The sequence below is a fragment of the Novacetimonas maltaceti genome, assembly GCF_002906255.1.
Taxonomy (GTDB): Bacteria; Pseudomonadota; Alphaproteobacteria; order Acetobacterales; family Acetobacteraceae; genus Novacetimonas; species Novacetimonas maltaceti.
On sequence record NZ_POTC01000023.1, the window covers coordinates 20747 to 42055 of the forward strand.

22 protein-coding genes are annotated in these 21309 nt (G+C 65.2%); 8 read left to right on the plus strand and 14 right to left on the minus strand.

What is annotated here, in order from left to right:
- Window positions 1–6: 6 nt before the first annotated feature.
- The 9 genes from frr to folK all read right to left on the minus strand — a co-directional run bounded on the left by frr (window position 7) and on the right by folK (window position 8064).
- Window positions 7–573 (minus strand): ribosome recycling factor, encoded by a 567-nt coding sequence (frr, locus tag KMAL_RS09425; RefSeq protein ID WP_110095453.1) that lies wholly within the window; start codon window positions 571–573, stop codon window positions 7–9.
- Between the two features lie 73 nt (window positions 574–646).
- Window positions 647–1399, minus strand: a complete 753-nt coding sequence (pyrH, locus tag KMAL_RS09430; protein ID WP_110095454.1) for a UMP kinase — start codon at window positions 1397–1399, stop codon at window positions 647–649.
- 168 nt (window positions 1400–1567) lie between these two features.
- Window positions 1568–2476 carry a GTPase Era gene (gene era / locus KMAL_RS09435; protein ID WP_408887913.1) on the minus strand — a complete coding sequence of 303 codons (909 nt, stop codon included), beginning with the start codon at window positions 2474–2476 and terminating at the stop codon, window positions 1568–1570.
- A gap of 77 nt (window positions 2477–2553) precedes the next feature.
- Window positions 2554–3288 carry a ribonuclease III gene (rnc, locus tag KMAL_RS09440; RefSeq protein WP_110095455.1) on the minus strand — a complete coding sequence of 245 codons (735 nt, stop codon included), beginning with the start codon at window positions 3286–3288 and terminating at the stop codon, window positions 2554–2556.
- Between the two features lie 2 nt (window positions 3289–3290).
- Window positions 3291–4034 carry a signal peptidase I gene (gene lepB / locus KMAL_RS09445; RefSeq protein WP_167400025.1) on the minus strand — a complete coding sequence of 248 codons (744 nt, stop codon included), beginning with the start codon at window positions 4032–4034 and terminating at the stop codon, window positions 3291–3293.
- A gap of 185 nt (window positions 4035–4219) precedes the next feature.
- A complete protein-coding gene (gene acpS, locus KMAL_RS09450; RefSeq protein ID WP_110095456.1) occupies window positions 4220–4633 on the minus strand; it encodes a holo-ACP synthase in 414 nt (137 codons plus the stop codon).
- 30 nt (window positions 4634–4663) lie between these two features.
- Window positions 4664–6958, minus strand: coding sequence for a RelA/SpoT family protein (locus KMAL_RS09455; protein WP_110095457.1), 2295 nt, complete (start codon window positions 6956–6958; stop codon window positions 4664–4666).
- A gap of 75 nt (window positions 6959–7033) precedes the next feature.
- Window positions 7034–7429 (minus strand): DNA-directed RNA polymerase subunit omega, encoded by a 396-nt coding sequence (gene rpoZ / locus KMAL_RS09460; RefSeq protein WP_110095458.1) that lies wholly within the window; start codon window positions 7427–7429, stop codon window positions 7034–7036.
- A 95-nt stretch (window positions 7430–7524) separates the two neighbouring features.
- Complete coding sequence (gene folK / locus KMAL_RS09465; protein ID WP_110095459.1) at window positions 7525–8064, minus strand: 2-amino-4-hydroxy-6-hydroxymethyldihydropteridine diphosphokinase; 540 nt, start codon at window positions 8062–8064, stop codon at window positions 7525–7527.
- 201 nt (window positions 8065–8265) lie between these two features.
- Between folK and KMAL_RS09470 the strand changes: the two genes are divergently transcribed.
- Window positions 8266–8877 carry a LabA-like NYN domain-containing protein gene (locus KMAL_RS09470; protein WP_110095460.1) on the plus strand — a complete coding sequence of 204 codons (612 nt, stop codon included), beginning with the start codon at window positions 8266–8268 and terminating at the stop codon, window positions 8875–8877.
- 190 nt (window positions 8878–9067) lie between these two features.
- Here the strand turns inward: KMAL_RS09470 and KMAL_RS09475 are convergent, their stop codons facing one another.
- Both KMAL_RS09475 and KMAL_RS09480 read right to left on the minus strand, forming a co-directional pair.
- Window positions 9068–10561 carry a malate:quinone oxidoreductase gene (locus tag KMAL_RS09475; RefSeq protein WP_110095483.1) on the minus strand — a complete coding sequence of 498 codons (1494 nt, stop codon included), beginning with the start codon at window positions 10559–10561 and terminating at the stop codon, window positions 9068–9070.
- A 346-nt stretch (window positions 10562–10907) separates the two neighbouring features.
- Window positions 10908–11882 carry a bifunctional enoyl-CoA hydratase/phosphate acetyltransferase gene (locus tag KMAL_RS09480; RefSeq protein WP_110095484.1) on the minus strand — a complete coding sequence of 325 codons (975 nt, stop codon included), beginning with the start codon at window positions 11880–11882 and terminating at the stop codon, window positions 10908–10910.
- Window positions 11883–12089: 207 nt separating this feature from the next.
- Between KMAL_RS09480 and KMAL_RS09485 the strand changes: the two genes are divergently transcribed.
- A complete protein-coding gene (locus KMAL_RS09485; protein WP_180999788.1) occupies window positions 12090–12965 on the plus strand; it encodes an NAD(P)-dependent oxidoreductase in 876 nt (291 codons plus the stop codon).
- Between the two features lie 105 nt (window positions 12966–13070).
- Here the strand turns inward: KMAL_RS09485 and KMAL_RS09490 are convergent, their stop codons facing one another.
- The gene (locus KMAL_RS09490) at window positions 13071–13922 is read right to left on the minus strand and encodes a squalene/phytoene synthase family protein (RefSeq protein WP_110095462.1); all 852 of its coding nucleotides are present in this window, start codon (window positions 13920–13922) and stop codon (window positions 13071–13073) included.
- 129 nt (window positions 13923–14051) lie between these two features.
- Here KMAL_RS09490 and KMAL_RS09495 point away from each other — a divergent pair, with 129 nt between their 5' ends.
- Both KMAL_RS09495 and KMAL_RS09500 read left to right on the plus strand, forming a co-directional pair.
- Window positions 14052–14660 carry a superoxide dismutase gene (locus tag KMAL_RS09495; RefSeq protein WP_110095463.1) on the plus strand — a complete coding sequence of 203 codons (609 nt, stop codon included), beginning with the start codon at window positions 14052–14054 and terminating at the stop codon, window positions 14658–14660.
- 142 nt (window positions 14661–14802) lie between these two features.
- Window positions 14803–15441, plus strand: a complete 639-nt coding sequence (locus tag KMAL_RS09500; RefSeq protein ID WP_110095485.1) for a LysE family translocator — start codon at window positions 14803–14805, stop codon at window positions 15439–15441.
- 32 nt (window positions 15442–15473) lie between these two features.
- Here KMAL_RS09500 and yajC read toward each other — a convergent pair whose 3' ends face one another.
- Complete coding sequence (gene yajC, locus KMAL_RS09505; RefSeq protein WP_110095464.1) at window positions 15474–15854, minus strand: preprotein translocase subunit YajC; 381 nt, start codon at window positions 15852–15854, stop codon at window positions 15474–15476.
- Between the two features lie 172 nt (window positions 15855–16026).
- On the opposite strand from yajC, the gene KMAL_RS09510 reads away from it, so the two are divergent.
- The 3 genes from KMAL_RS09510 (at window position 16027) to mutT (ending at window position 19295) form a co-directional block, all read left to right on the plus strand.
- On the plus strand, window positions 16027–16899 hold the full coding sequence (locus KMAL_RS09510) for an ATP-binding protein (protein ID WP_110095465.1): 873 nt from the start codon (window positions 16027–16029) through the stop codon (window positions 16897–16899).
- A 276-nt stretch (window positions 16900–17175) separates the two neighbouring features.
- The gene (locus tag KMAL_RS09515) at window positions 17176–18285 is read left to right on the plus strand and encodes an aromatic ring-hydroxylating oxygenase subunit alpha (RefSeq protein WP_110095466.1); all 1110 of its coding nucleotides are present in this window, start codon (window positions 17176–17178) and stop codon (window positions 18283–18285) included.
- Window positions 18282–19295: an 8-oxo-dGTP diphosphatase MutT gene (mutT, locus tag KMAL_RS17800; protein ID WP_110095467.1), complete on the plus strand. Its 1014-nt coding sequence runs from the start codon at window positions 18282–18284 to the stop codon at window positions 19293–19295. The genes KMAL_RS09515 and mutT overlap by 4 nt, the downstream gene beginning before the upstream one ends.
- 99 nt (window positions 19296–19394) lie before the next feature.
- Here mutT and KMAL_RS09525 read toward each other — a convergent pair whose 3' ends face one another.
- Entirely contained in the window at window positions 19395–20330 is a 936-nt protein-coding gene (locus KMAL_RS09525) for an SMP-30/gluconolactonase/LRE family protein (RefSeq protein WP_110095468.1), read from the minus strand.
- Between the two features lie 181 nt (window positions 20331–20511).
- Here KMAL_RS09525 and KMAL_RS09530 point away from each other — a divergent pair, with 181 nt between their 5' ends.
- Window positions 20512–21273: a competence/damage-inducible protein A gene (locus tag KMAL_RS09530; RefSeq protein WP_110095469.1), complete on the plus strand. Its 762-nt coding sequence runs from the start codon at window positions 20512–20514 to the stop codon at window positions 21271–21273.
- Window positions 21274–21309 lie beyond the last annotated feature (36 nt).

Sequence of the window (21309 nt, forward strand, 5' to 3'; positions counted from 1 at the left end):
CGGGGGTCAGACCTGCTTGATCTCGCGTTCTTTTTCCGCGAGCAGTTCGTCAACACGCTTCACATACTGGTCCGTCAGCTTCTGGATCGCATCGGACCAGACCTTGACGTCATCCTGGCTGATTTCGCCCTTCTTTTCCTGCCCGCGCGTCTGTTCCATGCCGTCACGACGCACGCCGCGCACCGCGATCTTCGCGTTTTCGGCATACTTGCCCGCCGCGCGCGCCAGTTCGTTGCGGCGTTCCTCGGTCAACTGGGGGATGGGCACGCGCACGGTCTGGCCATCAGCCGCCGGGTTCAGGCCCAGTCCGCTGTCACGGATCGCGCGTTCCACCGCACCGACAAGCGAGCGGTCCCACACCTGCACCGTCAGCATCCGCGCCTCCGGCACGGCGATGGAGCCAACCTGCGTCAGCGGAACTTCACCGCCATAGGCTTCCACGCGCACCGGTTCCAGCAGCGCCGGACTCGCGCGGCCCGAACGCAGGCCGGCAAAATCACGACGCAGGCTTTCCAGCGCGCCATCCATGCGACGGGTTATATCCGCCAGCAAACTTTTCTGATCGACAGACACCTTGGCCCTCCCAACATTCCTCAGACGGTCGCGTTCGACCGCAATGCGACTCTATTCGTGCGGGGTGTGCGCCTCAGTCCGAGGCCACGATCGTGGTAAAGCGTCCCTCGCCCCGCATAACGCGCGAAAACGCATCCTTTTCATGGATATTGAACACCACGATCGGCAGCTTGTTTTCACGCGCAAGGCTGATGGCGGCCGCATCCATGACATTGAGGTCATTGGCCAGCACATCGCGATAGGTCAGCGTATCGTAACGGCGCGCATCGGGCACCTTGCGCGGGTCGGCGGAATAGACACCATCGACCTGCGTCCCCTTGAACAGGGCGCTGCATTCCATTTCCGCGGCACGCAGGGCGGCCCCCGTATCGGTGGTGAAGAACGGGTTGCCGGTGCCGGCGGCGAAGATCACCACGCGCCCCTTTTCCATATGCCGCACGGCGCGGCGGCGGATATAGGGTTCGGCGATGGACGACATCTGGATCGCACTCATGACGCGGGTGGCGACACCCTGGCGTTCCAGCGAATTCTGCATGAGCAGCGCATTGATCACCGTGGCGAGCATGCCCGCGTAATCACCCTGCGCACGGTCCATGCCACGGGCGGCGGCCGCGACACCGCGGAAGATGTTGCCACCCCCGATAACCAGACACACCTCCACGCCAGTGCGCGCAACCGCGGCCACGTCGGCGGCGATTCCATCGACGGTTGCGGGATCGATCCCGTAGGACCCGCCGCCCATCAGGGCCTCGCCCGAAACCTTCAGCAGGACCCGGCGGTAACCGGGGGCATTGTCTGGGGCATGATCTGTCAGCGGATTTGTCATTGGCCCTCGAACACAACAGGAAATAAGACACAGGCGACAGGCCGCCGCCCGCCAGTGACGGCAGCGCCGACGCAGCACATGTCATATAGGGGCTTCGCCCCCCTCACAAGCACACGATACCGATAATGCGGCAATCATACACGCCGCCACGGATCGTGCATCGGGGTCTCAGGCGTCGTCGAGGCCGATGGCGCGCAGGCGGGCGCGTTCCTCATCCCAGCCGGAGCGTTCCTTCACATTGAGGAACAGGTGGCATGGCCGGTCGAGCAGGCGCGAAAGTTCCTTGCGCGCGCGTTCGCCAATGCTGCGAATCCGCGACCCGCGTTCCCCGATCAGGATCGCCTTGTGCGATGCGCGGGCGACATAGATCGTGACCTCGATCCGCACCGACCCGTCGGGGCGTTCCTGAAAGCTTTCGGTCTCCGCCGTGGCGGCATAGGGCACTTCCTCATGCGTCTGCAGGAAGATCTGCTCACGCACCAGTTCGGCCGCCAGCAGGCGATCGGGCAGGTCCGTCAGGTCGTCTTCGGGATACAGGTACGGCCCCACCGGCAGTTCGGCGGCCATCCGGTCCATCAGGTCATCCACCCCCTGCCCCGAACGCGCGCTGATCATGAACACGTGCTCCACCGGCAGCAGGGCGGAGAGTTCCGCCGTCAGCGGCAGCAGCGCCTCGCGCTTCATCAGGTCGGTCTTGTTCAGCACCAGCCACACCCGGCGGTTGCGCTGCGCCAGTTGGGAGACGATCTCGCGCACCGCATCGGTCAGGCCCGCGCGCGCATCGACGATCAGCAGCGTGATGTCCGCATCCTCCGCCCCGGTCCAGGCGGCGGCAACCATCGCACGGTCCAGCATGCGGCGCGGGCGGAAGATGCCCGGCGTGTCCACCAGCAGCATCTGCGCGTTATTGCGCATCAGGATCCCCAGCACCCGGAACCGCGTCGTCTGCGCCTTGGGGCTGACGATCGACAGCTTGGTCCCCGCCATGCGGTTCAGCAGCGTGGACTTGCCCGCATTGGGCGCGCCCACGATGGCGACGAAACCGCAGCGGGTCGTCATGTCTTCATGTTCCGGCATCTGTCATTCCCACGGCTGCGATGGCCGTCCCGAGTGTTCGATTCTGTGTGCCCGCGCCACCATGGGCGCACGCGGCGTCAGCCAAACTGGCTGAGCAGCCTTGCTGCGGCCTCGCTTTCGGCGGCGCGCTTGCTGCCTGCAACGCCTTCGCCGCGCCGTCCCGATGCCTCCACCGAAATCACGAAGCGCGGCGCATGCGACGGCCCGTCGGTGGAAACCACCTTGTACACCGGCAGCGGCAGTCCGCGCGCCAGCACCCATTCCTGCAACGCGGTCTTGGGGTCCTTGGGCGGGCGGGCCTGCGCCACGATGGCATCGTTCCAGGCCCGGCGCACGAAGGCACGGGCCGGTTCCAGCCCGCCATCAAGGTAGATCGCGCCCAGGATCGCCTCCACCGCGTCGGCCAGCACATTGGCCATCTGGCGCACGCCGGCACGGGCCTCATGCTCCGCCACGTCAAGGGCGGACGGCAGGGCCATCTCCTCGGCGATGCGGGCCAGCACCGTACGCGAGACGAGGTGCGCATGGCGCGGGCCAAGCGCGCCTTCCTGCTCATCGGGGAAGCGTTCGAGCAGCCATTCCGCCATCAGCAGGCCAAGCACGCGGTCCCCGATGAATTCCAGCCGTTCATTCGACCCCGCGCCACGCCGCGCCACAGACTGGCGCGTGCGCCGCCCGACCGCGCTGCTGCGCTGGTGGGCGGCGGAGCGATGGGTCAGCGCCTCGCGCAGCAGGGCAGGGTTATGGAAGGAATAGCCGACATACGCCTCGATCCGTTCGAATTCGGCCGTGGGACTGCTGGAAGCTTCCATGATCAGTGAACCCCCGAAAACAGGCGTCCCCAGCGGATTTCCGTGGGCCATTTCCAGAATTCCCAGGTCGGGTACTGCGCATCCACCGACAGGAAGATCCACTTCGCCTGCCCCACGAGGTTTTCCATCGGCACGAAGCCGAGATCCTGTGGCGCATCGCCCATGAAGCGGCTGTCGGCGCTGTCATCGCGGTTGTCGCCCATGACGAAGAAATAGCCCGGCGGCACGACATATTCGGGGGTGTCGTTCTTGTCCCCCTCATCCGTCAGCTTCAGGATGTCATGCGTCACCGGGGGACGGCCGTCACTGCCGGGCAGGTCCTCGCGATAGCGCTCGCCCTCCATGTGGGTATGGTGTTCGTCCACCGCGACATACTCGCCTTCCGACGTGCGGGGCACGAGGGCGCCGTTCAGGTAAAGCTGCCCCTCGCGCATCTGGATGCGGTCACCCGGCAGGCCGATCACCCGCTTGATGTAGTCGATGGACGTATCCTTGGTGAAGCGGAACACGGCGACATCGCCACGATGGGGTTCGCTGCCGAAGATGCGGCCGCTGAACAGGTTGGGCGACAGCGGCAGGGAAAAGTGCGAGTAGCCATAGCTGTATTTGGCGACCCACACATAATCCCCCACCTGCAATGTCGGGATCATCGAACCGGACGGGATGTTGAACGGCTCGAACAGGGCGGTGCGCACGAACAGCGCGATCGCCCCCGCCACCACGACAGTACGCAGGAGTTCCAGCATGCCGCGCGTCCCCGTGGCGGGGGGATTCGTCAGGGCAGTTGGCGTCTGGGGGTCATCGCTCGACATGTTCTTCATAAATCCGGCTTCGTGCTCGACCGGGCGCAATACTGGACCGGACGCGTATTCTGGCGATCAAGCCCACGGGGCCATGCGCTGTCAAGCATGGGCGGCCATGCATGGGACGATCAGGCGATCGGCGCGACATCCGCAACGATGACGACCTGGGCGAAGGCATAAGGGTATTCGTCCGTCATCGTCACCATGATGCGCGGCGCATACCCGTCCGGCACGATTTCAGCAAGCCGCGCGCGCGCGCCACCCGACAGCACCATGACCGGCTGCCCGCCGGGCAGGTTTTCCACGCCAAGGTCGCGATGGAACACGCCACGGGCGAATCCGGTGCCCAGCGCCTTGGCGCAGGCTTCCTTCGCCGCCCAGCGCTTGGCATAGGTACCAAGCCGCGCCTGCCCCGAACGCCGGTTGGCGGCCGCACGTTCGCGCGCGGTGAAAACCCGGTTTTCGAACCGCGCGCCGTGATGGGCAAGGACACGCTCGACACGGCGGATGTCGCACAGGTCCGACCCGATCCCGATCATCATGAACCCGCGCCCCTCATTGCCGGAACACCTTCACCCCCTGGCACGCTCGACCTGCACCACGCCGGTTTCCGCCCGCAGCGCCGCCATGATGGCCGACAGGTGGCGCAGGTCACGCACCTCGATATCGGCAAGGATCTCCATGAATTCCAGCTGCCGGTTGACGATGCGCAGGTTCACCATCACGCCCTCATGCTTGGTCGCGATATTCGTCAGCGTCGCAAGGACCGAAGGTTCGTTGGCGGTCACGACGCTCAGCCGCCCGACATGGGTGCCCCCCGCATTGCGCGCGATCAGGTCGTAATCCCAGTTCAGGTCCATGAAGCGTTCGGGCGTGGCCGCGAACGTCTCCAGCGTCTGGCATCCCTGTGCATGGACCGTGATCCCCTTGCCGGTGGACACGATGCCCACAATGCGGTCACCGGGCAGCGGATGGCAGCAGCCCGCGAAATGCACCGCCATCCCCGCACCCACGCCCGCCAGCGCCATGCCGGCCGCATTCTTGCGCCGGGCGGCGGAAAAAGCGGTCGAGCTTTCCGCCGAACGCATCGACAGGCCGGGCACCATGCGCGGCGCACGCGGCGCGCGGCGCAGTTCGGGATAGGCCGCCTGCACCACCTCACGCGCGGACAGGTTGCCATTGCCCACCGCCACATACAGGTCCGCCACCGAGGACAGGCGCAGGTCCTTGAGCAGGGATTCGAGCACCTTTTCCGACCCGTCCACGCCTTCCTGCCGGAACGACTTGGCCAGCGCCACGCGCCCGCTGTCGAGATGCGATTCACGCTGCTGCAGCGCCACATGGCGGCGGATGCGCGCCCGCGCCTTGCCCGTGACGACAAAACGCTCCCACGAGGGCGAAGGCGTGCCGCCACGCGCGGTCATGATCTCCACCTGGTCGCCATTCTGCAGTTCGTGGCGCAGGGGCATCAGGCGGCCATTGATACGCGCGCCGACACAACTGTCGCCCACCTGGCTGTGCACGGCATAGGCAAAGTCGATCGGGGTCGCGCCACGCGGCAGGGAGATCAACTGCCCCTTCGGCGTGAAGCAGAACACCTGGTCCTGATAGAGTTCGAGCTTGGTATTTTCGAGGAATTCATCCGGCGCGGCCGAATCCTCAAGGATGTCGAGCAGGTCCTGCACCCAGCGCAGGCCGGACACCACGTGGGAGGCATCCTCGATCTTCCCGTCGCCGCCCTGCTTGTACAGCCAGTGCGAGGCGACCCCGTTTTCCGCCACGTCGTGCATTTCCGCCGTGCGGATCTGCACCTCGATCTTCTGGTTGCGCGGATGGCGCAGGGTCACGCCGGTATGCAGGCTCTGGTAACCGTTGACCTTGGGGGTGGAGATGTAGTCCTTGAACCGCCCCGCGATCACGGGATAGGCCGCATGCACCGCGCCAAGCGTGACATAGCACCCCTCGCGCGAGGGGACGATGATGCGGAACGCCATGATGTCCGACAGCTGCTCGAACGCGACATTGCGCCGCTGCATCTTCTCCCAGATGGAATAGGGCGTCTTCTCCCGCCCCGTGACCTCCACGCCCTTCAGCCCGGCCTCCGCGCACAGGTTCTGCAGTTCGTGGCGGATTTCCTCGATCACGTCCGCGCCCTGCCCGCGCAGGTAGTTCAGGCGGGCGCGGATGGTGGCCATCGCTTCGGGCTCAAGCTCCGCGAAGGAAAGGTTCTGAAGCTCGACCTTCACCTTCTCCATGCCGATACGATCGGCAAGCGGGGCATAGATTTCCATGGTTTCGCGCGCGATGCGCTGCCGGCGGTCAAGGCGCTGCACGTAATGCAGCGTGCGCATGTTGTGCAGCCGGTCCGCAAGCTTGACGATCAGCACGCGGATGTCCTTGGACATCGCAAGGACGAGCTTGCGGAAATTCTCCGCCTGCTTGGTGCGGTCGGACTGGAGTTCCAGCCGGGTCAGCTTGGTCACGCCATCGACGAGTTCCGCGATGGTCGCGCCGAACTGCGTGCGCAACTGCGCCTGCGTGACGCCGGTATCCTCGATCGTGTCATGGAGCAGCGCGGTCGCGATGGAGGCGGTGTCCAGCCGGAACCCGGCAAGGATGTTCGCCACCGCGAGCGGGTGCGTGATGTAGGGATCGCCGTTGTCGCGGGCCTGCCCTTCATGCGCCCTGTACGCCACGTCGAATGCGCGGCGGATCAGGTCGATGTCCGCGCCGGGGTCATAGGCCTGGATGCGGCGGATCAGCCCGTCACAGGAAATGGCGCGCCCGGTGGCGGGCGGCGTATCCTGCGCCGCCACGGCCGGGACGGCATCCGTCGTGGCGGATGCAGGCGCCTGCGTGGCGGGCATGGCAGGGGACGTGAGGGAAGCCGCCGTTTCAGAGCCGACCCGATCCGTCACATCCGTCCCCTTCCGTCAAAAGTGCTATCGCGAACCCCGACCGCCGAGTTCCGCCTCGATCGTGGCCTCGAGTTCCTCTGCCGTCATGCCTGCCGTGTGGCGGGCTTCCTCCTCGGCGGAGACATCCTGCAGGCCGAAGATGTTCTGTTCCGTCGGGATCAGGTCCACGACCTCCTCATCGGCGGGCTCGGGCTCGGGCGCGCGGGCCAGCGAACGCAGCAGGTCGCTCTTGACCTGGTCCAGACTGATCGTCTGGTCCGCAATCTCACGCAGGGCGACGACGGGATTCTTGTCGTTGTCGCGATCGATCGTCAGTTCTTCGCCGCGCGACAGGGCGCGGGCGCGTTGGGCCGCCAGCAGCACCAGTTCAAAACGGTTGGGAACCCGCTCAACGCAGTCCTCGACAGTGACGCGTGCCATCAGGCCAGACTCCGGTTTCTCTATGGAACAATATATCGGTGGAACAAGATGGAATACTCCCCCCCGTCCCACAACGCAAGCACGCTGTTACGCCTTCAGCCCGGCAGGCGGGTGACCTGCTGGTCCGCCACGCGGGCCAGCAGGGTGTCGATCCCCTCCCCGCTGACGGGATCGCGCCAGTCGGGCGCGACATCGCGCAGCGGCAGCAGGACGAAGGCCCGCGCGCATGCACGCGGGTGCGGCACGATGGGATCGGGGGCCGCGCGCACAAGCCCGCCCATCGCGATGATGTCGAGGTCAAGCGGGCGCGCGGCGTTGGCGACAGTGCGCACCCGGCCGGCCCGCGCCTCGATCTCCTGCAGGGCAGACAGGAGGGCTTCGGGTGTGATATTGCCACTCAGTCGCACCATCCCGTTGACATAAGGGGGCTGCCCCGACGGCGGGATTGGCGCGCTTTCATACCAGCAGGAGACCGCCTCCACCCGAATTGTGTCAATGTGCCCTATTTCCGCCACAGCCCAGTGGCATGTCTGCAATGGCCCTTCCCCTGTGTGGCGGGGCAGGTTCGCCCCGACCGCCACAAGGATGCCTGCTGAATGCCCGCCGGAACCCGGCACCATATCGTGCGTATCCATGCCATGAACAATAACATGACTGGAACATGACTGGGTGATTTGTTATCTCAAACTTTAAGACTACATCGGTATGGACAATGTCATGCCGGGCGCCAACCACCCCGGCATTCTCCTGATGACGGACGGACCACGACCACCACCATTGGAATTTCATATCGTCATCCGGGCATACCAAGCTACCTCTTTCAGGGACACCTACTAATGTTCTTTCAGCCTCAGGAACGGCTTTGTCTTTTTATTGATGGAACCAGCCTGTATTCAGCGTCGCGCAACCTCGGTTTTGAGGTCGACTATCGTAAGCTGCTGTCATTTTTCCGTTCCAAGTCGAACGTACTGCGCGCCTATTACTATTCCGCAGTGCTGGAGACGGAAGAATATTCCCCGCTCAAGCCACTGACGGACTGGCTTGTCTATAACGGCTATTTCCTCGTGACGAAGACGGCGCGCGAATATACCGACCATACGGGCCGCCGCCGCGTGAAGGGCAACATGGACATCGAACTTGCGGTGGACATGCTGGAGATGGCGCCAAAGATCGACCATGCCGTGCTGTTCAGCGGGGATGCGGATTTCCGCCGCCTGCTGGAGGCGGTGCAGCGCCAGGGCGTGCGCACGACGGTCATCGCGTCCATCAAGACCACGCCGCCGCTGATCGGCGATGAACTGCGCCGGCAGGCGGACCAGTTCATCGAACTTGCCGACATCGCGTCGCATTTTACCCGTCGGCAGATCGAAAATCGCGCCAACCGGTCCAACCCGGCGCCCCCGGTCCGCCATCCGGCCGACCATCTGAGCGACCTGCCGGAAGAATGACGGCCATTTCACAAGACTATATTAAGAAAAATTAAGGTTTCATTGTGTCGCCTTTTTTAAAAGGCGACGTTTTCTGAAGCTTTTTACAAAGCTTCACCACAAAATTCCGAATGATTTCCTTTCATGTGCGGCCGTCCCCTGTGCCCTTCCCCCTGGGGGACAGGCACAGACAACTGCGCCACACGTGAAATCAGCCTTCGAGTTGGAGTGTCTGGCGCGTCCAGTCGCGGGTGCGCGCGCACAGCGCGGCATCATCGGACAGGCGCTTGCCATAGGACGGGATCATCTTGCGCAGGCGGTCTTCCCACTGCGGCAGGCGGTCGGCAAAGCAGCGCTGGATGACCGACAGCATGATCGGCGCGGCCGTGGACGCCCCCGGCGATGCGCCCAGCAGGCCCGCGATCGTGCCGTTCGCCCCGGTCACCACCTCGGTCCCGAACTGCAGCACGCCGCCCTTGACCGGATCCTTCTTGATGACCTGCACGCGCTGTCCCGCAGTAATCAGTTCCCAGTCGCTGCTGCGCGCGCCGGGCACGAAATCACGCAGGGCCTTCATGCGGTCCTCGCTCGACTGCATGACCTGCTGGATCAGGTATTTCGTCAGCGGCATGTTGTCACGCGCCACCGCCAGCATCGCGCCGATATTGTCCATGCGGATCGAACGCGGCAGGTCCAGCCATGACCCCTGCTTGAGGAACTTGGTGGAGAAGCCCGCATACGGGCCGAACAGCAGCCCCTCCTTCCCGTCGATCACGCGGGTATCAAGGTGCGGCACCGACATCGGCGGTGCGCCCACCGAGGCCTTGCCATAGACCTTGGCATGGTGGCGGGCGACGATTTCGGGGTTGGTGCAGCGCAGGAACTGCCCGCTGACGGGGAAGCCGCCAATGCCGCGCGCCTCCGGGATGCCGCTTTTCTGCAGCAGCGGTAGCGCACCGCCACCCGCGCCGACAAACACGAACCTGGCCGCGACATCGCGCGATGCGCCGTCGTGCATGCCCTGCACGGACACGGTCCACCCCGACCCGGACTGCCGCAGGCCCGTCACCTCATGCGCGAGGTTGAGGTCGAAGCCCGGCCCACCGGTCAGGATATCGACCAGGCGATGCGTCAGCGCGCCGAAATTGACGTCCGTGCCCGCCGGGTGGTGCGTGGCCGCCAGCGGCGTGCCGCCCGTGCGCCCGTCCATCACCAGCGGCATCCACTGCGCCAGTTGCGCCGTATCGGTGGAGTAGGACATTCCCGCGAACAGCGGATGGTCCTTCAGCGCGTTGTAGCGGCGCTGGAGGAAATCGACATTCTCCGGCCCCCACACGAAACTCATGTGCGCGATGGGGTTGAGGAAGTCGCGCGGCGAGGCGATCAGGCCGCTTTCGGTCAGGTAGGACCAGAACTGGCGCGAAACCTGAAAGGCCTCGTTGACGTTGACGGCCTTGGAAATATCGATCTCGCCCCCCGCGCCCATGGGGGTGTAGTTGAGTTCACACAGCGCGGAATGGCCGGTGCCGGCATTGTTCCATCCGTTGGAGCTTTCCAGCGCAACGTCGTCAAGGCGCCCGAACAGCGCGATCGACAGGTTGGGTTCGAGTTGCTTGAGCATCACGCCGAGCGTTGCGCTCATGATACCGCCGCCGACAAGGACGACATCATAGGTGGAATCGGCAGTAGTAGGCTGAGAGGTCATGATATTCTCCGCTTCGGCGTCGGGCAGTGGCGTCATGGCTGCAATCGTGCGCTCCGGGCAGCCTGCCGGTGGCGCGGGACCGCGGCACGGGGGGCACCCCCGGCAGCCAAGCCACGCCGGATTTCATGTTCCCGCGTCCCGCCATGTCCGGCGCGCGGAAAATACCGTCCGCCCCACCCGGGCCGTGCGCGCGTCCGCCCCGCGACGGGACGGTACAGACGCACAGGGCACGGACAGGCCTGACAGCGACAGTCATTCCTCATGCCATCGGCAGGGCCATTGTGGCGCATCATCTTTGTGAGAGGGAAAAGGATCGCGGCGCATATCTGCATTCCATGGACTGCATTCATGCACCGTCCGCGCCGGGGCGCGCAATGCGGTATCCCTTGCGCACCATCGCCACGGCCACCATGCACGACAGCAGGCGCGTGGACAGGGAATCCGCCCTGCTGGTCAGGACCACGGGCACGCGCGCGCCGATCACGATGCCCGCCGCCTGCGCGCCGCCAAGGAAGGTCATCTGCTTGGCAAGGATATTGCCCGATTCAAGGTCCGGCACGATCAGGATGTCGGCCTGCCCGCCAATGGGCGAGCGCACGCCCTTGCAGCGCGCGGCCTCCGCGCTGAGGGCGTTGTCGAGCGCAAGCGGCCCGTCGACGATGCCGCCGGTGATCTGCCCCCTGTCCGCCATCTTGCAGATGATGGCCGCATCCAGCGTGGACTGCAGGCCGGGATTGACCGTCTCCACCGCCGAGAGCAGCGCCACGCGCGGACATGCGATGCCCAGCATGTGCGCAAGGTCGATGGCGTTGCGCACGATGTCACGCCGCACGTCGAGGTCCGGCGCGATGTTGACCGCCCCGTCACTGACCAGCAGCGGCCGCCCCACCCCCGGCAGGTCGAGGATGTAGACATGGCTCATCCACCGTTCGGTGCGCAGGCCGCTGTCATGGTGGCCGATTTCATGCAGGTAGACCCGCGAATGCAGCGCGCCCTTCATCAGGATCGCGACCTCGCCCTCACGGGCCATGCGCACGCCGCACTGCGCGGCCTGCGCGTCATCGGCAACGTCCACAAGGCGGCAGCCCGAAATGTCGAGCGCCCCTTCCTCCGCAATGGCGCGAATCCGCGCGACCGGCCCGATCAGCACCGGCCGCGCAAGATTGCGCCGCCGCAGTTCGCACGCCGCGCGCAGGGCGATGGCGCTGCAGGGATAGACGATGCCCACCGGCATCGGGGCGACATCGCGCAGGGTCGCGGCAAGGCTGTCGAAGAAAGGCAGGGCAGGCACGGGGGCAGGCGTCGGGGCGGACGTCGTCATGGATTTTTCCAGCAAGGCGGACACTTAACGGCTCTGCCCTTCCTTGCCACAGACACGGGGGGGTCTTGCGCATCATCTTTGCGCGACCGCGCGGCCCCGCCTCCCATCGCCCGCGTGACATCCCCGCCCCCATTGGGCAAGCTTGCCCCGATCATGCCCACATGACGGGCCTTCATTCGCTGGATGAACAAGACAGGAGTTTTACCGATGTCCTCCCTGATCGGCTTTATCGGCTTCGGCGCCATGGCCTGCCGCATGGGTGCCAACCTGCGCAAGGCGGGATACCGCATCGCGGCCTATACCCCGTCGGGCAAGGGCGGCGATGGCGACGTGCCGTTCCTGCCCACGCCCCGCGCGCTGGCGCAGGAAGCGGACATCGTCATCGCCTGCGTCCCCGATGACGAGGCGCTGGAGCAGTCCATGTCCGGCCCTGACGGCGCGCTTGCGGGCATGAAGGCGGGCGGCCTGCTGATCAATACCAGTTCGGTCGCGCCCGAAACCTCCACAGCCCTGGCGGCGCAGGGGGCGGCGATCGGGGTCACGGTGCTTGACGCGCCGGTGGCGGGCAGCACTCCGGAGGCCGAATCCGCCAACCTCGTCGTGCTGGTGGGCGGTCATGCCGCAGATGTCGCGCGCGCGCAGCCCATCTTCGACGCCATCGGGCGGCTGACGATCCATGCCGGCCCATCGGGCAGCGGGTCGAAGCTGAAGCTGGTCATCAACGGCATCATGGGCGCCACGCTCGCGGTCGTGGCCGAAGGGGTCACCTATGGGCTGGCAAGCGGGCTGGAGCGCGACATGCTGTTCGATGCGCTTGACGCCGTGCCGGTCATCTCGCCGCATCACAAGCGCAAGCTCAAGGCCGCGAAGGCCGGGGATTTCAGCCCGCAGTTCCCCACGCGCCTGATGCAGAAGGACATGCGCCTGCTGATGACCGACGCCGCGCGCCAGATGGCCCCGATGCCCGCGACCGCCGCCGCCACGCAGTCGCTGAGCCTGACGCGCCGCCGTTACCCGAACGAGGATTATTCGTCCCTGTTCGCCGTCATGGAAGACATGGTCGCCAACGACGACACGCCGTAATCTCTTTTTAAAACCAAAAGTTTTTGGTGAAGCTTTTGTCAAAAAGCTTCAAGAAACGCCGCCTTTTTGAAAAAAGGCGGCACCCAAAAACTTTTGCTCCTTAATTCAGACCCGCCCACGCGCCATCGCGGCCATGACCGCCAGCCGGTCGCCAATGCCGCGCGCGGCACCATCCTCTCCTCCACCGGCCTTCAGGTCGCGCCGCCCCAGCACGGCGGGCAGGGCGGCGGGCAGGATGGCACGCGGCAGGCGTGGGGCAAGCGTCAGGGCGCGGGCATGAAACGCCTCCCCTTCGGTGCACAGAAGGCCATGCAGCTTTCCTATCTGTTCCGGGGTGGCATACCCGTCGCGCACGCCATCGCGGCTTAGCCCCACGGTCTCAAGCGCCTCATCAGGCAGGGGACACCGCCCCGAACGCAGCACCATCCCCAGATGCCGCGCCAGCGCGCCCGCGCCATAGACCGCGCCAAGTTCCGCCACCGCATCGCATACCGCATCGTCGCAACAGCCCAGCGCCTGGGCCATGGCACGCTGCAGCCCGCCCGCGCCCGCGCGCATGTTGTCGCGCCACGCGGGCCAGTCCGGCAGCCCGTCGAGTTCACATTCACGCGCATCGACAATGCCGCGCACACTGTCCGCCCTTACTGCGCCACGCGACAGCAGTTCGACCAGCGCGATGGCCACCGGATGGCGCTGCGGGTCGCCACCATCGATCACGTCGCGCCACCATTGCAGCCGGATCATCCCCGCGATCGGCCCCGCCACCGACCATGAGGCAGGAGTCGAGAGCGCGCGAACGCACTCGTGATTGAAGGCGATCAGCGTCATCGCCGCCTCCCGCACGGGGGCGGGCATGAATAGCGCGCACAGGAAACGGTCCGGGTCGAAACGCCGCGCAATCGCGCCGCATTCCGACAGGCCATCAGTGGGGTGTTGTGCATCCCGGACAGGGGTCATGACGTTAGGGGTCCATGCGTTACGATGGTACCGCGCCGTGGCGCGTGACTTGACGCACCCGCCGTGCGCCCATAGCTGTTTAGGGGTAGCGGTGCGATACCGCCTTTTGCAATCGCCAGGAGAACGTTCATGGCTTTCGAATTGCCCTCCCTTCCCTTCGCCTACAATGCGCTTGCCGCGCGTGGCATGTGCCAGGAAACGCTGGAACTGCATCATGACAAGCACCATCAGGCCTATGTGACGGCGCTGAACGGCTTTGTCGAATCCAAGCCCGAACTGCAGGGCAAGTCGCTGGAAGAAATCATCCTGGCGGTCAAGGGTGACCCGGCACAGGCCCCCGTGTTCAACAATGCGGGACAGCACTGGAACCACATCCTGTTCTGGCAGAACCTGTCGCCCAAGGGCGGCGAGATGCCCGAATCCGTGTCCAAGAAGCTGGTTGAGGATTTCGGCAGCATCGAGAAGTTCAAGGCCGACTTCAAGGCCGCCGCCGCGTCGCAGTTCGGCTCCGGCTGGGCATGGCTGGTCCTTGGCCCCGATGGCAAGCTCAAGGTGACGAAGACGGCCAATGGCTCCAACCCGCTGGCCGAAGGCCAGGGCAAGGTGCTGCTGGGCCTCGACGTGTGGGAACACTCCTACTACCTCGACTTCCGCAACCGTCGCCCCGACTACATCGTCAACTACCTCGACAAGCTGGCGAACTACGAATTCGCCGAAGCGCAGCTCAAGGCCGCGTAAGGCATCACGGCAGTCGCCGGGCGGCCCCACGGGCCGCCATGATGGAAACCCGGCCGTGCATGCGGCCGGGTTTTTTCGTATCCTTCCCACATGATGCATCCCCATGGCCCAATGGCCATGGCACGCCCCGCAGGACCGCGTGATGACCCTTCATTCATGGTGGCTGTTTTCCGTCGCCGTCTTCCTTCTGTGCGCCATTCCCGGCCCCAACATGCTGCATGTGCTGACACGCAGCGTCCATTTCGGGGTGCGGCGCACCACCGCGACCATGGCGGGATGCCTGCTCGCGCTGCTCGTCGCACTCGGCGCTTCCGCCGCGGGGCTCAGCGCGGCCCTCGCCGCGTCGCCAAGGCTGTTTGGCGTCCTGCGCGTGGCGGGTGCGTGCTACCTCGTCTTCCTCGGCATCAGGGCATGGCGCGCCGACGCTGGCGATGCGCCGCCGCAGGGCGATGGCGAGGCCGCACCCGATCCCGCCGGCACGACGCCATTCGCGCTGTTCCGCGGCGGGTTCCTCGTGGCGATCAGCAACCCGAAGCTCCTGCTGTTCGCGGCTGCGTTCTTCCCGCAGTTCATCAACCCCGCCGCCGCGAAACTGCCGCAGTTTTCCATCCTCGTCGCGACCTTCGCCACGATCGAGACGGGGTGGTACATGGTCTATGCGCTGGGGGGCCGCAAGATGGCGGCCTATCTGGAACGCCCGGCACTCAAGCGGGCGTTCAACCGGGTGACCGGGGGCATCTTCATCGGCTTCGGCGCGATCCTGCTGCGCGCACGCGCCTGACCTTCCCTGCCCCGGCCCGGTGTGGCGTGGCCTCAGCCCTTCTTGGGCGGGGTCACGTCATTGGCGGGGACGGCAACACTGGTGATGACGGTGCTGATGGTGTCACGCAGCACGGTGACGCGCACGTTGGGGGCGATTTCGACCTCGACCTCGTTCGACCCGTCGCTGACCTTCTGGACCACGGCGACGATCCCGCCGGCCGTCAGAACCCGGTCGCCCCGGCGCAGGGCGGCCAGCTGGCTGCGCAACTGCTTCTGCTTGACCTGCTGCGGGCGGATCAGCAGGAAATAGAAAATCCCGAACATCGCCACATAAGGCAGGATGGACATCAGCCCCTCGGCGCTGAAACCACCGCCCCCTGCCGACTGTGCATAGGCTGGGGTGGTCAGGAAATTGTCAAAAAGAGAGCGCATGGGCAGCTTTCCGGCATGATACAGGTTGGAACGGGTTGCAGGGTTGCGATGCGGACCATAGTTTTCGCCTGTTTCCCGTCAAGGCGTCACTTCGCCATTGCATATGGTCCGACGCGCTCCGGATACCAGTCAGCATACGCTGTCGCCTCTTGTCCAAGACCCAGGATCGACGATGGATTCCAACCTGCTCCCCCTCCTTGAACGCATTGCCTCCGCGCTGGAACGCCTCTCCCCGCCCGCGCCCAGCCTTGGCGGCCTTGAAACGGCGGATGCCTTCATCTGGCATCCCTCCCTTGGGCGGCTGTCACCCGTGGCGCATGTGGCGCATGTCGAGATCGGCCTGCTGCGCGGGGTGGAACGCCAGCGCAACATGCTTTTGGAAAACACGCTGCATTTCGCCCGTGGCCTGCCCGCCAACAACGCCATGCTGTGGGGTGCGCGCGGCATGGGCAAGTCGTCGCTGGTCAAGGCGGCGCACGCGCAGGCCAACCTGGTGGACGGCAGGCCCGCCCCCGCCGGCAAGGGCCGCGTGGCGCTGGTGGAAATCCAGCGCGAGGACCTGTCCACCCTTCCCGAACTGCTCGCCCTGCTGCGGGAGAGTTCGCGGCGCTTCATCGTCTTCTGCGACGACCTGTCGTTCGAGCGCGAGGACGCGGATTACAAGGCGCTGAAATCCGTGCTGGATGGCGGGATCGCGGGCCGTCCGGCCAACGTCCTGTTCTATGCCACGTCGAACCGCCGCCACCTGATGCCGCGCGAGATGATCGAGAACGAAAGCTCGACCGCGATCAACACCGCCGAGGCGACGGAGGAGAAGGTCTCCCTCTCCGACCGGTTCGGGCTGTGGATCGGCTTTCACAACTGCGCGCAGGACACGTTCATGGACATGGTGCGCGGCTATGCCCGCGAACGTCACCTGCCGATCGACGATGCGGACCTGGTGCGCCGGGCCAACGCATGGTCGCTGGCGCGCGGCGGGCGTTCGGGCCGTGTCGCGTTCCAGTTCATCGAGGACCTGACGGCGGAACTTTCCGCGCAAGGATGATCCAGCACAAGGACGACCGCGCGCCCGGCCGCCATCATGGCGTGGGCGTGTGACCGTCCCGGCCGCGCATCACGGCGCGGCATGCGCGCCCGCATCACGACGCAGGAGGGCAGATGACAAAGTGTGGGCAGGGGGAACCATTTATGCTTCCCGTGAAAAACATCCTTATATACCGTAGTGGGTATTATACCTGACCGCACAGATGACAGACCCAACGCCACCCGGGATTCCTGGCATGTCCGATTGCCACGGCCATCTTCAAAATCAAGAGAGACAATGGACAAACTGCTATCGTCAGACAGCATGCCGCCCCTGACCACAGGCCGACGCGACCTGCGTCGCATCCATGCGCATCCTGACAACTGGTACCCCGTTGCATGGTCGCGCGAACTGCGCCCGGGCAAGACAATCGGAACACGTTACGCCGGCCTGCCCATTGCGCTGGTGCGCCCGCGCGAAGGCGGTTCGGTCTTTGCGCTGGAGGATCGCTGCGCCCACCGTCAGGTGCCGCTGAGCAAGGGGACCGTCAAGGGAGACTCGGTGCAATGCTGCTATCACGGCTGGGCCTATGGCCGGTCGGGCCGCTGCATCGACGTGCCCTACCTTGGCAAGGGGAAGCTGCCCAACGGCGTGCGGACCTATCCCTGCCGGGAGCAGGACGGGCTGATCTTCATCTTCCCCGGCGACCCGGACAAGGCGCAGGCCCAGGCGCTGCCGCATCTGGCGCAGGTGGCCAACCCCGCCTACAAGACGCGCCGCTTTGGCCGCACCATCAAGTGCCATTACAGCTTCATGCATGAAAACCTGATGGATATGAACCACCAGTTCATGCACATGAAGCAGATGGGCGAGATGAAGCCGCGCTTCCTGGGGCAGGAACGCACGCCCAACATGGTGGAGGCGCGCTACAGCTTTGCCCGCACCGGGGGGAAGCAGCCGATCGGGGAGGCCCTGATCTTCGGGCAGAAGCGCGACAACAGCGAAAAATTCGCCCATCGCGACGTCATGACGATCCGCACCGTCTATCCCCACCAGACACTGTCGATTCGTACCGGCGACAACGACCCGGTCATGGACCTGTGGATTTCCTATGTCCCCCAGGATGCGGCGCAGCTGACGAACCGCACCTTCGGCCTGCTGTCGATCAAGCGCCCGGGAATCCCCGGCCTGCTCGACCTTGCGTGGCCGTTCCTGACCGCCTTTACCGAACGCATCTTCCGCGAGGACCGCGAGATCGTGGAGATGGAGCAGGAAGCGTGGAATGAACAGGGCGGCGACCGCAACCAGGAGATCTTCCCCGTGATCTGCAACCTGCGTGAACTGCTGGCCGAATGCGGGCTGCCGGCCCAGGACGACACCCCCGCCGCGCCACAGACCCGCACATGACGGTGGAGGGACAGTCACGGTTTGCGGGAACCGCGCTGGAGGCAGGTGACTACCTCCTGCGCGAGGTGCGGGCCACCGACGCGCCGGTCATGCATCGCCTGATCAATGACTGGAGCGTGGTGCGCATGCTCAGCCGTGTGCCGTTCCCCTACCCGCGTGCCCTGACCGATGAATGGATCGCCTCCACCATCGCGCAGTCGCGCAGTCGCGATGCCTACCACTTTGCCATTACCTGCCCGAAAGCGGCGAACCCGGACGAACTGATCGGCTGCATCGGGCTGCGGATCGACCATGCCAGCCGTTCGGGCACGCTGGGATACTGGGTGGCGCGCACGCACTGGAACCGCAAGGTGGCCTCCACCACGGCGGGACGCCTGGCGCGCTGGGCCATGGCCAACCTGCCGATCGAACGGCTGACGGCGTCGGCCGCGCATGACAACCACCCCTCCATCGCCGTGCTGCGCCGCATCGGCTTTCGCGAGGTGGGGACGGGACATCAGGAATTCGTCTCCCGCGGGGGGGAATATCCCGTCCTGTGCTTTGAGGCGCGGCATGCTGACCTGTCGGGCACTGGTGCCGCCACCGGGGAAGATGACGGCCTGCCACGCCAGAAGAAGAGCGTGCTGGTTGCGGCCGTCGCGCTGATCGACATGGATGGGCGCATCCTTCTGGCCCGGCGGCCGGAGGGGAAATCCATGGCCGGGCTGTGGGAATTCCCCGGCGGCAAGGTCGAGCCGGGGGAAACGCCGGAGGCCGCGCTGATCCGCGAACTCGATGAGGAGCTTGGCATCGATGTCGCGCGCTCATGCCTGGCGCCGTTTACCTTCGTATCCCACGATTACGGGCATTTCCACCTGCTGATGCCGCTTTACGTCTGCCACCGGTGGAAAAACACCCCCACCCCACGGGAGGGGCAGACACTGGCATGGGTCGCGACAAACCGCCTGCATGAATATGCCATGCCCGACGCGGACAAGCCGCTGGTGCCGCTGCTGCGCGACCTGATCTGAAGAGCGGGGCGGAAGGACAAAAGTTTCTGGTGAAGCTTTTTCTCCAAAAGCTTCGAAAGACACCGCCTTTTCCGATCAAAAGGCGGCGCCCAAAAACTTTTATCTGCTTTCCCCGCCCGGGGCATGCAGTTCCCTGCCAAGTTCGCGCATCCCGCTGGCCGGGAATGTTGCCTGCGGCTGTCCGGGGACATCCACGCGGAACGTGAACAGGCCGCCCGTCTGGGGCTGCGCGGCCAGCACGTCCCCGTCCAGCCCCTTGCGCGCCGTCGTGACGAACACGGTGCGATAATCTTCGCCGCCAAAGGCGACCTTGGTCACATTGCGCGCGGGCATCATGACAGGGGCCAGCCGTTGGCCATCGGGGGTGAAACGCTCGATCCGGCCACCGCCCCAGACCCCGACCCACAGACAGCCCGCGCTGTCGACAACCACGCCATCGGGATACCCGTCCGACAGGCGGGCGAAGACGCGCCGATTTGCCAGGGCACCGCTGTCGGACACGTCGAAGGCGTAAATGGACTGCCGGTGCGAATCGTTGTGATACAGCGTCCGCCCGTCGGGGGAGAGCGCGGGACCGTTGGTCACCACATATCCTTCGTCCTGACGCACGATGCGCAGGGTCCCATCGCCTTCGCGCGTCACGCAGTACAGCGCGCCCGAAGGCGTGGCCTCCCCATCATCCATGGTGCCGAACCACAGGCGCCCGCGCGGGTCCACATACCCGTCATTGATCCGGTTCCCCGGCCTGTCCGGCTCCACAACCGCCTGCACGCTGAACTTCCCGCCTTCGGGATCGAACGCATGCAGCCCATCCTGCAGGCCGCACATGAAGGTGCCGTCAGCCACCGGCACAAGGAAACCGGGACGGCGGGGCGCTTTCCATGACATGGTGGCCTGCGTGGCGGGAGTGTAGCGATGGATGGCCGAACCGACGATATCCACGAAATAGAGCGCCTGTTCCGCCGCCACCCAGACCGGGCCTTCGCCAAGCTGCGCCTTGAGGTCCCATATGCAGTGCGGTGTCATCGTATCCATGCTGCTTCCTTTGCGGATGTGTCGGATGGGCGGGAGTCTATCGCAAAAGGCCCTGGCGCGCGCGTCCACCTTTCACGGCGGACAATGCAGGCACGCCGCCCCGGCCAAGACTTTTGGCGCGATCTCCTGTAGCCTGCGCGCCTATTGATCCTTTCGCTTTCAACCCGATGGATGAGACGCCATGAACCCGACCGCCTGTATCCTGGTTATCGGTAACGAAATCCTGTCCGGCCGGACGCAGGACGTGAACGTGCAGTATATCGCCCGCCGCCTGACCGAAATCGGCATCAGCCTGCGCGAAGTGCGGATCATTCCCGACATCCGCCCCGTGATTGTCAATGTCGTGACCGAAGCGCGCGCGGCCTATGACCATGTCTTTACCACGGGTGGCATCGGCCCGACACATGACGACATCACCTCCTCCTGCGTGGCGGAGGCATTCGGCGTGCCATGGGCGCCCCATCCCGAGACATTCGCCCTGCTGGAAAAACACTTCGCGCCGGGTGAATTCAATGCGGCGCGCCAGCGCATGGCGACGCTGCCGGTGGGCGCAACCCCCATCCGCAACCCCGTCTCCATCGCGCCGGGCTTCACCATGGGCAACGTGCATGTCATGGCGGGCGTGCCCCGGATCATGCGCGCCATGTTCGAGGAGATTGCCCCCACCCTGCGCCATGGCACACCGGTCACATCACGCAGTTGGCACGCATTCGGCCTGTATGAAGGGGCACTGGCGGCAAAGCTGGAAAACATCCAGACGGCCCATCCCGATATCGATATCGGCTCCTACCCTTTCCACGACAGCGACGGTCGCGGCGGCGTGGCGCTGGTGTGCAAGGGACTGGATGCGGACGAAGTCACGCAGGTCGCTGACAAGATCGCGGCCATGATCCGGGAGATGGGCTTCACGCCGCTGGAGGGCGAGCCAGCACACAAGGTGTAATCGCCCCGGACACTGACCTGTTGAAAAGTAACGGTT